This is a genomic window from Clostridioides sp. ES-S-0010-02, from assembly GCA_020641055.1.
Taxonomy (GTDB): domain Bacteria; phylum Bacillota; class Clostridia; order Peptostreptococcales; family Peptostreptococcaceae; genus Clostridioides.
This window is the reverse complement of record CP067345.1, coordinates 1,253,949-1,269,792: the sequence shown is the minus strand read 5'-3', so window position 1 is coordinate 1,269,792 and position 15,844 is coordinate 1,253,949. Positions and strand designations below refer to the sequence as shown.

Here is a 15,844-nt window from a genome sequence, read left to right as displayed (position 1 = left end):
TTTAACATACATTCTTTATAGTAAAAACAAAAACAACGACAAAACTAAGAACTAATATCCAGTTAAATCCTGTCAATATTCCTATAAGAAGTAATGTAATCAATGCATTTAGACCTGTTCTTCCCTTTTCATCCATAAAAGTTATCTTAGAGATGTCGATATTATTTTTTACATTGTTTATATGTTCCTTCACTTGTTCTTCCATATTTCTCTTATAAAGAATGTATACCACTCCAACTAAAAATACTCCTATACCTAATATCCAATTTAGATTAAATGCTACAATAAGCAGTATTGAACCAAAAACTAACTTTAAAAGTTTAAAAAACACACTGTCTATCTTTAAAGTTATATTTCTGATTTCTTTACATTCATCCCTTAATGAATATCCACTTGAATCTAAGTTATTAATCTTTGTTTTTACAATTTCAGAATAAAAAAGTTTTATTATCCCATTTAACATTTTCATCACTCCTAAATATTTTACATATATTTGTAAGTTTTACAATTATAATATTTTTTATACTTGGTAATAATAAAAAATAACAAATATTTTATAATTTAGTATTTATTGTAAATAAATTATTAAAACTTTATAGACTAAGTATAAATTTTTCAAAATAAATATTCTTACAATTAAAAGGAAGTGTTTTTGTGCAAATAGAACAACTCGATTTAGAAACAAGAAATAAAATATACTGCTATACAAAAAAAATTCTTAGAAAATACCAAAAAGGTATTATATCTGGAAAATTAACAGCAGATAAATTTGCAGATAATATATTATCTCAAGATTTTATAAATAGTATACTTGATGAAAAAATAATAAGTGAATATGAATTTAAGTTATCTTATATAGACTATATTGAAACTTTAATAAAAATACAAAATGAAAATTTGTCTAATTCAAGAAAAAAATCTACTAAGTCTATAAAAAGTTTTAATATCACTCAAATAATTCAATTGAAAAATTTATTACATGATACTGGTTATAATCTATCAATTCCATACAAGTACCTGACTCCTAAGGATATAGAAGGTATTATTACACTTATCAATACTGGGTCTATTGAACTTGGAAATGAGAGAATATATAATTATATATCAAAAGCATAATAAAATAAATTTATTATAAAAAGGCAATTTATTTAATATAAAATCTATTTTTTTATATTAAACAAATTGCCTTTTTAATTTTTATTTCTATATGATATTATCCAAGAGCTTTTTCTAATTTAGATAAGTGTTGTATTGGATAATATTTTAATAGTTCTTTAAACTGTTCTACTGATAATCCTTCTGTTGTCGTATATATTCTTATTTTTTCATCTAAATCACTATTAATAAATTTATTTTTTAAATCTTCAAAGTTTACACTACTCATTTTACATCACTCCTTATGTAATATATTCATTTGTACTATTTTATCCAGATTTCTAAAATTTATTACATAAAAATATCGACATATAAAACTTAATAAAAAAAAGCTATCTCAATTTAGAAATTACTTTCTATATTTGAGATAGCTCTAGCTATAACAATAGCCTAATAGTTATAAATAATTATTTATTAACTATCTGTTGTTTTTTCCAGCCATTTGTTGTTCAGCCATTTCAACTAATTTTTTAGTCATGTATCCACCTACATAACCATTTTCTCTTGCAGTAAGGTTTCCTTTATCAACTTGTTGATAATTACTCATACCAAGTTCATTAGCTATTTCTAATTTCATTTGGTTTAAAGCTTCTTTTGCTCCTGGTACTACTGTTTTGTTGTTGTTATTGTTACTTGCCATGTTGATTACCTTCCTTCTGTTTAATTTATTTTGTGTTGCTGATAATATTATGTGATTTTAAACATTTTTAATTCAGGTAATTTTTAGCAATTAAAACCTGCCAAATATCCAGTCGAAAAAGCTATTTGCAAATTAAATCCTCCTGTGTATGCATCTATATCTATTACTTCACCAGCAAAAAATAAACCTTCTATCAATTTTGATTCCATTGTACTTGAGTTTATCTCATTCACTTTTACTCCACCAGAAGTTATTATGGCTTCGTCAATAGGTCTATATCTTTTTACTGTAAATTTCAAATTTTTTAGTAAATGAACTAAATTTTTTCTTTCTTCTCTAGAAACTTGATGAACAACTGTATCTGGAGAAATCTCACTTAAATTTATTATTATAGGTATAAGTTTTTTAGGAAGCAAGTCATCCAATGCTTTTTCAAATTTTTTATTTGTATGTTTTTGAAAATCTTTTTGAACTCTTTTATCTAATTTTTCTTCATCTAATGCAGGTTTTAAATCCAACAGTATAGTATAATTTTCTTTAGTTGTATCTTTCATCCTACAGCTTGCAGACTTTATTATAGGTCCATCTAAACCAAATTTAGTAAATTCAAGTTCTCCAAAATCATTATACACTTTCTTTTTTTTACTATTAAACACTCTTATCTCAACATTTCTTAATGATAATTTTTCTAAATCTTTTACAAAACCTTCTTGAACTTCCATACCAATCAAAGATGGTTTTGTATCTACAATAGTATGACCCTGCGAAATAGCAAATTTATATCCATCACCAGTAGAACCAGTAAGTGGATAACTTAATCCACCCGTTGCTATTATGACAGAATCACACTTGATTTCTTTTTTATTGTTTAGAACTACTTTTTCAATTTTATTATTTTTAGATATTATTTTTTCTACCTTAGAGTTTAATAATATATTTACTTTTTTGCTTCTTACTTGTTTTTCAAGAGCTTTTACAACATCAAACGCTTTATCGCTTTCTGGAAAAACTCTTTTTCCTCTTTCTGTTTTAGTTTTTACTCCAAGATTATTAAACATACTTATTACATCATCATTTGTAAAAGTGTAAAAAGCACTATATAAGAATTTACCATTTGTAGGAACATTTTCTATTAATTCTTCTATATCACAATCATTAGTTATATTGCATCTACCTTTTCCTGTTATTGCAAGCTTCTTGCCTAACTTATGATTTTTTTCAATTAAAGTTACATCAAACCCTCTTTTAGATGCAGTTGAGGCTGCTATCATCCCTGCTGGTCCACCGCCTATTACTACTATTTTCTTCAAATAATCACTCTTTTCTACCCTTAAATTTTCTTAAAATTAAATTAGTCTCTATACAATAGTACAAATTAAATTAATTTAATTTCAAAATTTTAAATAATGCAGGAGCTCCTGCTATTCCATAAAAAACAACCAATGTATACTTAATAAAATTCATGAAAATTATACTCATACTAGAGTCACTTATATTTAAAGTCGTTATTAATATTGAAATCAACACTTTAATAGCAACATATAAAATTCCTATTGTGACTATTCCAATCAAAAACCTACATATTCTCGAAAATACTATGTTTTTGCTCTTTTTATTTTTATTACTAAAATTAATCTTTTTATTATTATTTTCTGTAGTAAATTTAACAAACTTATCTTCAACTATATACCCAAATATAAATCCTACTAGAATACCAAATTTTTCAAAATATTCAGGGCTTTTTAGAAATATTGCTATTAATATAAATGGGATGAGTAATGCTACAAGAAAAATATATTTTTTATTATCATCGATATAGTCAAATACTTTTACAAATACAATGGTAAAAAATATGCCAAGTATCCAACCAGCAATTACATCTATAGGCCAATGAACAGCCAAATATAGTCGAGATAATCCTACTCCTAAAACCATCACTGCACCCAACAAACGTATATAGTTTCTTTTAAATATAGTCATAATACTAACCCAAAATGTAGTTGCAGTTTGAGTATGTGCACTTGGAAAAGAGTATCCTCCAGCGGTAGAAACTCTCAGTGATTCAAGACCTTTTATACCTATTGGTCTAGGAGCTTTTACAAATTCTTTAATACCTAGGTTCACAATAAAATTTCCAACTATCGCGAACAACATTTTTTGTCCACATTTTTTATTTATACACCAATATATAACTGCTGTAATTAATATCAATAATGGTGCTTCTGTACTTACTGTAAATACAAGAAATATAAAATTTAAAATTGGATTTCTTAAACTCTGGAAAAATAATAATATACTCAATTGAATATCCATACCGATGTCTCCTTTACTAAAATTTTATATACTTAATTAAAAAGCACTAACTCCTACAGAGATTAGTGCTTTTAATTCACATTTAAGTCTATTCTACATCCTCAACTATACCTATATAAGGTAAATTTCTGTATTTTTCAGCATAATCTATTCCATAACCAACAATGAATTTATCTTCTATAACAAATCCAACATAGTCTACAGGTATATTAGCTTTTCTTCTTTGAGGCTTATCAAGTAGAGTGCATAATTTTAGAGATTTTGGATTTCTAGTTTTTAAAGCTGCAACTAGATTACTTAATGTTAAACCAGAATCTATTATATCCTCTACAATTAACACATTCTTTCCTTCAATATCTACATCTAAATCTTTTAATATTTTAACTGTACCAGAAGATTCTGTTGAATTTCCATAACTTGTAACACTCATAAAATCTATATTTACATCTAAATCTATACATCTTATTAAATCTGAAACAAATACACTAGCTCCTTTAAGTATACCTACTACTAGTAAATCTTCACCTTTAAAATCTTCTTCTATTTTTTTACCTAATTCATAAACTTTTGCTTTTATCTGTTCTTCTGTCAACATTTTTCCTGTAACTTTGTACATCTTGAATCCTCCCGCTTTCCATCTATTAACCTATATATTATAGCATACTGAAATATCAATTAAAATCTTTTTCATCATTTTTAAACCTAAATTAACAGCTTATCCATACTTTTTTGCTTTTTCTCTTAAAAATTTGGAATAAATATTCCTTTGTATTATAATCTATATGTAAATATATTAATCAGTTATTTTTATTAATTATATAATTTTATTTTTGGAGGTACTTTTATGAGCACAAATCATGGAGCTAATTTATATAGTTTATCTAGTAAGTATGGCTTTTCAAAAGAAGAATTTATGGATTTTAGTTCTAATATAAACCCTTTTGGTACATCAGTTTTAGCCAAACAATACATTGTAAACAATATAGATATAGTATCTATGTATCCTGACCCTGATTACATAGACTTAAAAACTTCTATATCTAACTACTGTAAGTGTTCTATAGATAATATAGTACTTGGTAGTGGAGCTACAGAATTAATTTCATCTTTTATACATACAATTAACCCTAAACAAGCTCTTTTACTTTCTCCTGCTTATTCAGAGTATGAAAAAGAACTATCTAAAATTAATTGTTCTATAGATAAATATTTTGCTAATGAAGAAGATAATTTTCATATAAAATTAGAAAATCTTATAAAGACTATTAATTCTAAAGACTATGATTTAGTTGTAATCTGCAATCCTAACAATCCAACTGGATTTGCATTTAACAAAATAGAAATAAAAGAAATATTAAAAAACACAAATAAATTTTTAATGATTGATGAAACTTATGTAGAGTTTACTGATACAAATATATACTCTTCTACTCAATTAGTTGATGATTATTCTAATTTATTTGTTATAAGAGGAACATCAAAATTTTTTTCAACACCAGGTATAAGACTTGGATATGGACTTATATCTGATAATGCTGTTAAGAATAAAATAAATAACAACTTAGATTTATGGAATATCAACATAATGGCCTCTAAAATGGGAGAAATAATGTTTAGAGATTCAAACTTTATCTCTAGTACTATTTCCTTAATGAATACTGAAAGAAATTACTTACTTGGGGAGCTTAAAAGCATAGACAGCCTAGATGTATATGATACTCAAGGTAATTTTATATTATGTAAAATTAAAACAAAGGAATTTACTGCTAAAGCTCTTCGTGAGAAACTAATTCCTCAAAAGATAATAATAAGAGATTGTTATTCATTTGAAGGTTTAGATGAATACTTTTTTAGAGTATGTATATTAAAGCCTGATGAAAATAAATTATTAATATCATCTCTTAAAACAGTTTTTAAATAGAAGAATACTAGATACAGATTAGCATAAAGAATACAAAAATATATAATTACGAAAGACTTATAATTATAAAAAAATGAGCTATCTCTTTTTGAGATAACTCATTTTTATTTATTAAGAAATTAAGCACTTTGCTTTTCTTTATTTCCTTTTTTACTCATTCCATCATTTATTTTATCGACAACTACTGCTATTGCATTATCTCCTGATACATTACATGCTGTACCAAAACTATCTTGAGTTAAGTATAAAGCTATCATTAAGCTCGCAAGACCACCATCTGATGGTATTCCAACCATTGGTAAGAAAGGAAGTGCACTCATTATAGCTCCTCCTGGTGCTCCTGGTGCTGCAACCATTGCTATCCCCAACATTGCAATGTAAGGGAATAATACATTGATTCCATGAGGCATACCATTCATCATTAAAACTGCTGTTGTAAATCCAGTTATAGATATCATACTACCTGATAGATGTATTGTTGCACAAAGAGGTACAACGAATTCTCTTATTTGTTTACTTACACCATTGTTTTCTGCACAACCAACGTTAACTGGTATAGTTGCTGCTGAAGATTGAGTACCTATAGCTGTTAAATATCCAGGTATTTGATTTTTTAACATTTTGATTGGATTCTTTCCTGAGAATGCTCCTGCTGCTGTGAATTGACATGCCATGTATACAAAGTGTAATGGTATTACAACTAAATAAACTTTCCAGAATACTCCTAATATTGTCCATACTTGTCCTGCTATAGTTATATTTGCAAAAGTTCCTGCTATATATAATGGTAATAAGGGTATAATTACTGTTGACAACGTTTTCGTTACTATTTCTTGGAATTCTTGGAAGAAATTAAATAGAACTTCTCCTTTTCCATGATTTCTTAAAGCTGATATTCCAAGTCCCATTACAAATGCAAACACTATTGCTGCTGTTACATCTACCATAGGCTCTAGTGGAATTGTAAATATTGGTGCTAACATTCCTGCTTCTGGGTCTCCAATTTGACTTGCTACACTTGCATCAATAAAATTTGGAAATATTAACATAGATACTGCAAATGACAATACTCCTGCAATTAAAGTAGAACCATATGCTATTCCTGTAGTTATTCCTAATAACTTTCCTGCTCCTGTTGCTAAATCAGCTATTCCTGCTGTTACAAATCCTATAATTATAAATGGTATGACAAACTTTAAGAATGCTGAGAATAAAGTACTAACTGTTACTAATATTTGAACTATTATTTCTGGTGCATAACTTCCGATTAAAATACCGACTATGATACCGATGATTAGTTTAGGCACTAAACCTATCTTTTTCTTACTCATAATTTTTCCCTCCATAAATTTTTTTAGATTAAGTATTCTTGTACATTGAATACTTTGTCAATCATTGAATCCCCCCACTTCTTATGATAATAGAGTTTTATCTCTCCGTCAACATTTTAACCATTTTTTGTTAATAATAAAAAGAATAACACTTATAAAATGTTATTCTTCTTCATCTTTTATAGAAAATTCTACATTTTCAATTATATTTGAATGTTTATCCTGTTTTGCAATGATTCTGTACTTATTAATTTCTTCATTCACAATACCTATACTCCAAATTAATACTATAGCATCATCTATAAATCCAAATGCTCCAGCGAGCATTTCAGGTATTATATCAATACCAGATACAAAGTAGGATACAGTAAAAACTAATACAGAAACTACTTTGACCTTATCAATTATATTTATTCTTTTATCTGTCATAAAATCTGGTAGTTTAAGTAAATCAAATATAAAAAGTAATCCAAACTTAGCATTTTTAAATCTTACTAAAATTTTTTTTAAAGTATCTAAAATTATATCAATAAATCTTTTTAAAAGTTCCATATTTATCACCTCTTATAATCATAGGTTACTCTACATTATAACCGATATAATTAATTTGATGAATATTTTAGATATAAATTTTATTAATTAGTTTATACTTAAATTGTATTGATTACATATGGACAGTTATATAATAACTTAAGTATTTTAAATTGTTTATAATTTTTACAATAATATTAATTTATTTTTAATTATAACAATTCAATTCCTGCATTTCTAAAATTTTCAATCATATCTTGTGGCCATACTCCAACTTGTACTTCCCCTATATGTGCCTTTTGCAAGAAATACATACAGATTCTTGATTGACCAATTCCTCCACCAATTGTATATGGAAGTTCACCATTTAAAAGCATTTTATGATAATCAAATTCTTTTCTATCTTCACATCCAGCAAGCTTTAACTGTCTATCTAGTGATTCTTCATCAACTCTAATTCCCATTGATGATAATTCTAATGCAGAATCTAGAACAGGGTTATAAAATAGTATATCTCCATTTAATTCCCAATCATCATAATCAGGGCTTCTTCCATCATGTTTTTCTCCTGATACTAATGTCTTTCCTATTTGTGTTATAAATACAGCTTTTTTATCTTTTACAATTTTATCTTCTCTATCTTTTGGCGATAACTCTGGATACATATCTTCTAATTCCTGTGATGTTATAAATGTTATTTCTTCTGGTAAAATTTCTTTTATACCTTCATACATACTACACACAAATATTTCAGTATCTTTAAATACTCCATATAATCTTTTTACAACGTCTTCTAAAGTTTTTTCATTTCTGTTACTTTTTTCTATAACTAATTCCCAGTCCCATTGGTCTACATATAAAGAATGTATATTGTCCAGTTCTTCATTTTTTCTTATTGCATTCATATCTGTATATAAACCACTTCCAACTGCAAAACCATATTTTTTAAGAGCTAATCTCTTCCATTTTGCAAGTGATTGAACAATTTCTGCATTTTTATCCATAAATGGTATATCAAAGCTTACTGCTTTTTCTCCATTTAAATTATCATTTGCACCTGTTTCAGGCAATACAAATAGTGGTGAAGAAACTCTTATTAAATTTAACTCATTACTCAATCTCATTTCAAAGAAATCTTTTAATTTTTTTATGGCTACTTGTGTATCAATTACATTTAGACTGCTTTTATAATCTTTTGGTATTATTGTACTCATACTATTCACTCCCTATATTCTATATATTTTTCCATTAAAAAAACCTCTCATCCCTATAAAAAGGGACGAAAGGTTGCTTTTCCGCGGTACCACCCTGATTAGTTTGAAATAGATTCAAACCCAGCTCATAATGTACAGATATTACTCGATACATCCCAATATGATAACGGTTTGGTTCCGACTAAGCCTACTCTTTTAAAATTTCAGTTAGCAACTCCAGGATGTTCTTCACTATAGACTTCATATTGGTCTCACACCATCACCAACTCGCTTTAATTACATTCTATACCTACTCTTCCTTTCAACGTCTTTAAAGTTTTATTTTTACTTTAATAAAAGTTAACTTTTGTGTTTTCTATTTATTCATAATAGTATGATAAGTGATTAGTTAAATTTTGTCAAGTTTATTATTTTTTATTTTTTATATACTTTATACATTTTTCCCCATGTTTTATAAGTTTTCAAATGTAGTTTTTAATCTATCCATACATTCTTTTAATAGAGATTGTGGGCATGCTACATTTATTCTTTCAAACCCAATACCTTCTTTTCCAAATATATAACCTTCATCAAATAATACATTGGCTTTTTTAAACATTAAATCTTCAAGTTCTACTTCATTTAATCCATAAGCAGTAAAGTCTAGCCAAGCTAGATATGTCCCTTCTGGATAAACAAGTTTAACTTTTGGTAAGTATTCTTTTAAGTATTCATCAATAAATTTTATATTATTATCTAGATATTCATTTAATTCATCAAGCCAGTCTTCACTTTCATTATATGCTGCAATAGTAGCTACAATAGCAAAAGGATTTGGTGAAGTACCAACTCCAACAGCTGTAATTTCATCTTGATACTTCTTCTTTAACTCTTTATTATTCACTATTATATTGGATAATTGCATTCCAGCTAAATTGAATGTCTTACTTGGAGCTATACATGTGACTATTTTCTCTTTATATTCTGGGCATAATGATTGTAAAGGAATATGTTTAAATCCTTTTCGAATTAAGTCAGAGTGTATTTCATCTGCTATTATCCACAAGTCATATTTTTTGCATATTTCTACGACTTTTTTTAATTCTTCTTCTCTCCATACTCTACCAACAGGATTGTGAGGGCTACAAAGAATAAGTACTTTATTATTGCCACACTTAGCTTTTTCTTCTAAATCAGTGTAATCCATTCTATAAGTTCCATTTTCATATATTAGAGAATTATTTATAACTTCCCTATTATTGCTTTTTATCTTTGCTTCAAATGGATAATATACTGGTTTTTGAATTATTACTCCTTCTCCAGAGTTTGTTAATATTCTTACTAAAATAGCTACAGCAGGTACAACTCCAGGGCTAAAAACAATATCTTCTCTATTTACTTCCCAGTTAAATCTTCTTTTATACCATCCACAAACTGCATCAAAGTATTCGTCACTATTATTAGAACTATACCCAAATATTTTATGGTCGATTTTTTTATGTAATGCTTCTATTATTGGTTCTGCACATTCAAAATCCATATCTGCAATCCAAAAAGGTAAACCATCTTTTTGTGCTTTTGGTGAACAATTAGTTCTGAAATCCCACTTTACACAGTCTGTTCCTACTCTGTCTACAACTCTATCAAAATTATATTTACTCATTTAAGCCTCCTAAAAATATAAATTCTATAAATATTAAATTTGTCACTACTTGTAATCTAAGGACATTTTACCACTCTACACACTATAATAATAATACTTTTTGGTTTAATAGATTTAAAATATACCTATTTTTCCTACAATAGATTTTTTCGATATTGTAAAAACAACTTCATTACAACAAAATAAAAAGAGACTATTTACGTCAATAATATTACAACTAACATAAAAAACCTCTTTTCATAAGTTTAAAAAATTTTAAATATAAATCAATTAATTTAAAATCTTATCCTAATCTCTTTTCAACTAGTCTGCACCAGATATCAACTCCATATTCTAAAGCCTTAGTATCAAACGTCACATTAGGATTGTGGAATCCTGGTGTAGCATCAGCACCTAGTCCAATATATGTAGTCTTACATTTTAGCTTTTGAGTATAATAGTGAAAATCTTCTCCACCAGAGTTTTTAAATACACCTATAGATGCATCTTCACCAAGTACATCTTTAATAGTCTCTTCAGCTAAACTTACAAGACCTTCATCAAACTCTGCTGCTGGAACTCCATCTTTTGAAAGCAATATAGCCTCTGCGTTTATAGAACTTGCAGCGGTTTTTATAGCATGAATAGCTTTTTCTTTTAATTCTTCTATTATTTCATTACTCTCTGCTCTTATATCTAAAGCCATAAAAGCTTCATCTGGTATATTATTATATGTTTCACCTTTAACTGATATATTTGTAACTTTAATAGAATTTGGAACAGCTGGATTTACTCTTATTGCATTTATTGCATTTACTGCTAAACATACAGCATCTACTGCATTTACACCTAAGTGTGGCTTAGAACCATGACAAGTAATACCTTTAATAGTAAATTCCATTATGCAACTGGCACAATGATACATTGCAGGTATGGCCTTTCCTAATCTACAATCTTGCCCAGGTCTTAAATGCATACCTACCATCTCTTCAACATCATCTAATAAACCAGAATCTATTACTCTTAATGCTCCATAAAGTTTTTCTTCACCTGGTTGAAAAATTATTTTAAGTTTTCCTTTTTTTACTAAGTCCCTCTCTTTTATTAAACTTGCAGCTGTTAGAAGCATGGAAGTGTGACCATCATGACCACAAGCATGTATCATTTTCTTTTCTCCATCTATTATAAATTCTAATGCATCTATATCTGCTCTTATCGCAAATACTGGTCCTTCTTTTTTTGAGTCTATTGTTACTATAATGCCAGTTTCTGCAACACCTTCATCTATATTTTCAAATCCCATTTTTTTAAGTTCTTCTAAAATAAATGTAGATGTCTTGTATTCTTCAAATCCTTTTTCTGGAATTGTATGTAAATAATCATACACCTTATGTACATAGTCAATATAACTTTTATTATTTTCCATAATATAATACCTCCATAAATTTTAATTTTTACCTTATATTACTCTTTTCCATATGTTGTCTATACTACAAAATAATTCATTATAAGCATTGCAATACATCCATTTAAAGTTGCTATTATAAACATATGTGGATAGTATTTAGTTTTTAATTCGGCTGTTCCTAACAACCTACCCATAAACTGTATCTGAGCTCCTGAAAGTAATAACATTGGTAAAAGTATTGCAACATGTGCTTGATTTATTTGACCTGCTGTAAACAAGCCAGCTATTACCCCAGAAGCTCCTCCCATTGATATAAATATTGTCATTATTGCAGTTGCTGCAACACCTGGAAGTCCAAATATGCTCATTACAGGTGTGAAAATTGTTCCTATTATATCCAAAAGACCAGTTAAATTGAATATAGAAATTATAGCAAAACCAAATATAACATTTGGAGCCATTGAATTTGTGCTTATTTGAAACCCGTTTCTAGCTCCACCAATAAATGCATCTATCACATTTCCTTTTTTAACTTTCACCTCTTTTTTTGCTATATCACTCATATTAAGCTTCCTCCTTTTCGAATTTATTTAAGTATAATCTAAGTAAGTTTGCTCCAACAAATTTCATAATTAAGATTAAGGCAAGTGGTATAAATATTGGAACATCGCCTATAAATGGAAATAATGCTGCTCCTGAAGCAAAGAAATTTGTGATTGCAGATGCTCCAGAAAACTGAAATGCACAGAAAACAGCTTTTTGCTTTTCATCTATATACCCATCATCTTTAAGTTCCTTAGTCATAGATGCAGCAGCGTCTGTAGATTGTAAACTAGCTATTAAAGTTAATCCTGCAAATCCAGGTAATCCTAGTAATGGTTTTAATAGTGGACTAAGAAGTTTTTGCGCTGCTTTCATACCATCTAAGTGGTCTATAACTCTGACTATTCCAAGTGCAAACATAACTGATGGTATTAAAGTTAATGCATATAGCCATCCATCACGAGGACCAGTCCCTCCATCCCCTCTGAAGTTTGCAGCTAATGTACCTACACCATCATTAACTGTCCCCAGTGAACCAAAGTTTCCTAATACATTATTAAAATCTAGTACTTTTAATGCTCCAGGTGCATCTTTAAATATTCCTGAAAAGAATAATGCTCCTAATATTAATGCTACATACCCATACCATTTAACTTCTATTTTTTCTGTTGTTGATTCTAACTTGCTCATATAAATTCTCCCTCCTGCTTAAATAAATTTTATTAGTACACCTTTTCATTAAGCAAAACCCATGCCAATACTTTAATAATAATATTTTTTCATTTGTTTTTTTATTGTTAATTTTTTACATCATATAAATTGCTTGCAATTGCTAACTTTTTAAACTTATATTTATACATCTTTTATTGTCATGCAGTAGAAAAATCTTTATATTATAAATATTTTTCTATATAATTTTTCAAACTAATTTTATAAATAGGATTTTATAGGATAAAAACCTATAAAATCCTATTATTTAGCTAAATATATAAATTTATCATGTTATTTGTTGTATAATATAACTTGTTCTGCTCTTAAAAAAGCAAACTAAATATTACCTTAGTTAGGAGAAATAAAATGGACAGAAAAAAATTAATCCTTATAACATATGATAAATTAAATGCTGACCACTACAAAGAAGAGTTAATAAGCTTTTTTGGAGATGAAATAAGTATAGAAACTCAAAACATACTTGATGGTATAAGAGAGAATTTAGAGGGTGATGTAGTTCTTTCTCTATCACCTTTAACTAGTAATTTTTTAATAAAGCATTTCAAGGAAGACATTGAAATTATCCATGGAACAAAGGCACTTTCAAAGCTTGGATATGAGAAAATGATGAAACTACCTCCAGGTACAAAATCATTACTTATGACTACCAATAAAACTTCAGCGTTTGAAATGGCTACTTATTTATATAAAATAGGAATAAATCATATCGATTTTGTACCAACATACCCAAACTGTGAAGAAATATATGATTTAGATACAGCTATAACACCAGGTCAGACTAGATTTATACCAAAATACATAAAAAATATCGTTGACTTAGGTTGGAGAAAAATTTCATTAGATACATATATGTCGTTACTAGTAGTATTAAAGCTAAAAAACGAGAAGTTTATAGAAAAACTATACAAGCTATCTAAGGAAATACTTAGTCATGATTTTTTAAATACATCATTAGATAATATATCTAAATTAAAAACTATACTCTATATGACTATTGACGAAATTGGAGATGGGTTAATATTTTTCAATACATTCAACAAGGTTACATTTGTAAATAAATCTTTACTAAGCATGTTGGAATTAGATGAAAAGCTCATAAAATCACCTTCTTTAATGGAATATTTACCAAAGAGTTTTTTGGATAAAATCACTCAAAATCTAAACATAGATAATATGATTATATACATGGATGAAATAGACAAAAAATTTATACTATCAAAAAAACCATTTTATCTTTATAAAAATATAGAAGGTTGCTTAATTACATTAAAAGATGTAAGCAAGATAGAAATACTAGAACAAAAATAAGAAGTGACTCTGTTAAAAGAGGTTATATAGCCAAGTATAAGTTCAATAATATAATTGGAAATAGCACTGTTATAAAAGACTGTATCAAAAAAGCAAAAAAATGGCTCTTACAGATAACCCTATACTAATAACTGGTGAAACAGGTACTGGTAAAGAAGCTTTTACTCAATCAATACACAACCATTCTCCTAGAAAAAATAAACCTTTTGTAGCAATAAATTGTGCTTCACTTCCAAGTGAATTGCTTGAAAGTGAACTGTTTGGATATGAAGATGGTTCTTTTACTGGAGCAAAAAAGGGTGGAAAGAAAGGATTATTTGAATTAGCTCATACTGGAACCATATTTTTAGATGAGATAGGAGATATGCCACATGATTTACAAGTAAAACTCTTAAGAGTTTTACAAGAAAAGGAAATTAGAAAAATTGGTGGTACAAATATTATTCCAATTGATGTAAGAATACTAGCTGCTACAAACAAAAACTTAGAAAAATTAATTTTAGAAAATAAATTTAGAATGGATTTGTTTTACAGGATAAGTATGTTCACATTAGAGTTGCCTCCTCTTAGAAATAGATTAGAAGATATACCATTTCTTTTAGAATCGTTTTTAAAAGAACTTCCATATAAAAATATTAAACTCGATAAAAATCTATTAAAAGCTTTAAATTCTTATACTTGGATGGGCAATATCAGAGAATTGAGAAATTGTATTGAATATATGGCTTATATGGGTTCTAATCAACTTACGATAAATGACTTGCCACAAAATATATCTTCAAAATTAAATAATCATCATATGTTAGGAAATACCTCTATATTTCATGATTTAAATCAATATGATAAAAATATATGTGTTTCTATCCTAAAATCGTTATATATAAAACCAATGGGAAGAGCAAAACTCATGAAATTTATGGAGCATAATGTCACAGAATATGAAGTAAGAAATATGCTAGAATATTTGACATCTAATGAATATTTAACTCCTGGTAAAGGAAGAAAAGGTAGCTCTATCACCGAAAAAGGTATAAAAATTATAGAAAATAATATATTTTAGTTTTATATTAATTCAAATTTACCACCTCAAAATTTATATTTATAATCATAAATTTTATTTTACTATA

15 protein-coding genes, 1 pseudogene and 1 other annotated feature are annotated in these 15,844 nt (G+C 27.4%); of the genes and pseudogenes, 3 read left to right on the top strand and 13 right to left on the bottom strand.

What is annotated here, in order from left to right:
* Position 1 precedes the first annotated feature (1 nt).
* Positions 2–469, bottom strand: a complete 468-nt coding sequence (locus tag JJC01_06010; GenBank protein UDN59407.1) for a hypothetical protein — start codon at positions 467–469, stop codon at positions 2–4.
* Positions 470–654: 185 nt separating this feature from the next.
* Between JJC01_06010 and JJC01_06005 the strand changes: the two genes are divergently transcribed.
* Positions 655–1,116, top strand: a complete 462-nt coding sequence (locus JJC01_06005) for a hypothetical protein (protein UDN59406.1) — start codon at positions 655–657, stop codon at positions 1,114–1,116.
* Between the two features lie 97 nt (positions 1,117–1,213).
* Here JJC01_06005 and JJC01_06000 read toward each other — a convergent pair whose 3' ends face one another.
* The 5 genes from JJC01_06000 to hpt form a co-directional block, all read right to left on the bottom strand.
* Positions 1,214–1,384 carry a hypothetical protein gene (locus tag JJC01_06000; GenBank protein ID UDN59405.1) on the bottom strand — a complete coding sequence of 57 codons (171 nt, stop codon included), beginning with the start codon at positions 1,382–1,384 and terminating at the stop codon, positions 1,214–1,216.
* Positions 1,385–1,573: 189 nt separating this feature from the next.
* Complete coding sequence (locus JJC01_05995; protein ID UDN59404.1) at positions 1,574–1,795, bottom strand: alpha/beta-type small acid-soluble spore protein; 222 nt, start codon at positions 1,793–1,795, stop codon at positions 1,574–1,576.
* An 83-nt stretch (positions 1,796–1,878) separates the two neighbouring features.
* Positions 1,879–3,105: an NAD(P)/FAD-dependent oxidoreductase gene (locus JJC01_05990; GenBank protein ID UDN59403.1), complete on the bottom strand. Its 1,227-nt coding sequence runs from the start codon at positions 3,103–3,105 to the stop codon at positions 1,879–1,881.
* Positions 3,106–3,175: 70 nt separating this feature from the next.
* Positions 3,176–4,108 (bottom strand): phosphatase PAP2 family protein, encoded by a 933-nt coding sequence (locus JJC01_05985; GenBank protein UDN59402.1) that lies wholly within the window; start codon positions 4,106–4,108, stop codon positions 3,176–3,178.
* Between the two features lie 88 nt (positions 4,109–4,196).
* Entirely contained in the window at positions 4,197–4,724 is a 528-nt protein-coding gene (gene hpt / locus JJC01_05980) for a hypoxanthine phosphoribosyltransferase (protein ID UDN59401.1), read from the bottom strand.
* Between the two features lie 228 nt (positions 4,725–4,952).
* Between hpt and JJC01_05975 the strand changes: the two genes are divergently transcribed.
* Complete coding sequence (locus JJC01_05975; GenBank protein UDN59400.1) at positions 4,953–6,029, top strand: aminotransferase class I/II-fold pyridoxal phosphate-dependent enzyme; 1,077 nt, start codon at positions 4,953–4,955, stop codon at positions 6,027–6,029.
* Positions 6,030–6,148: 119 nt separating this feature from the next.
* Here JJC01_05975 and JJC01_05970 read toward each other — a convergent pair whose 3' ends face one another.
* From JJC01_05970 to JJC01_05940, 7 genes are all read right to left on the bottom strand, one after another.
* Positions 6,149–7,375, bottom strand: a complete 1,227-nt coding sequence (locus tag JJC01_05970) for a dicarboxylate/amino acid:cation symporter (GenBank protein UDN59399.1) — start codon at positions 7,373–7,375, stop codon at positions 6,149–6,151.
* A gap of 147 nt (positions 7,376–7,522) precedes the next feature.
* Positions 7,523–7,912: a DUF1232 domain-containing protein gene (locus JJC01_05965; GenBank protein ID UDN59398.1), complete on the bottom strand. Its 390-nt coding sequence runs from the start codon at positions 7,910–7,912 to the stop codon at positions 7,523–7,525.
* 191 nt (positions 7,913–8,103) lie between these two features.
* Complete coding sequence (locus JJC01_05960) at positions 8,104–9,105, bottom strand: aspartate--ammonia ligase (protein ID UDN59397.1); 1,002 nt, start codon at positions 9,103–9,105, stop codon at positions 8,104–8,106.
* 58 nt (positions 9,106–9,163) lie between these two features.
* Positions 9,164–9,419, bottom strand: a binding site (T-box leader).
* Between the two features lie 137 nt (positions 9,420–9,556).
* Positions 9,557–10,747 carry a pyridoxal phosphate-dependent aminotransferase gene (locus JJC01_05955; GenBank protein UDN59396.1) on the bottom strand — a complete coding sequence of 397 codons (1,191 nt, stop codon included), beginning with the start codon at positions 10,745–10,747 and terminating at the stop codon, positions 9,557–9,559.
* A 283-nt stretch (positions 10,748–11,030) separates the two neighbouring features.
* The gene (locus JJC01_05950; GenBank protein ID UDN59395.1) at positions 11,031–12,152 is read right to left on the bottom strand and encodes a M20 peptidase aminoacylase family protein; all 1,122 of its coding nucleotides are present in this window, start codon (positions 12,150–12,152) and stop codon (positions 11,031–11,033) included.
* Between the two features lie 59 nt (positions 12,153–12,211).
* Positions 12,212–12,697, bottom strand: coding sequence for a YjiG family protein (locus JJC01_05945; GenBank protein ID UDN59394.1), 486 nt, complete (start codon positions 12,695–12,697; stop codon positions 12,212–12,214).
* A gap of 1 nt (position 12,698) precedes the next feature.
* Positions 12,699–13,367, bottom strand: a complete 669-nt coding sequence (locus JJC01_05940; protein ID UDN59393.1) for a hypothetical protein — start codon at positions 13,365–13,367, stop codon at positions 12,699–12,701.
* Positions 13,368–13,754: 387 nt separating this feature from the next.
* On the opposite strand from JJC01_05940, the pseudogene JJC01_05935 reads away from it, so the two are divergent.
* A pseudogene (locus JJC01_05935) lies at positions 13,755–15,777 on the top strand (sigma 54-interacting transcriptional regulator).
* Positions 15,778–15,844: the final 67 nt, after the last annotated feature.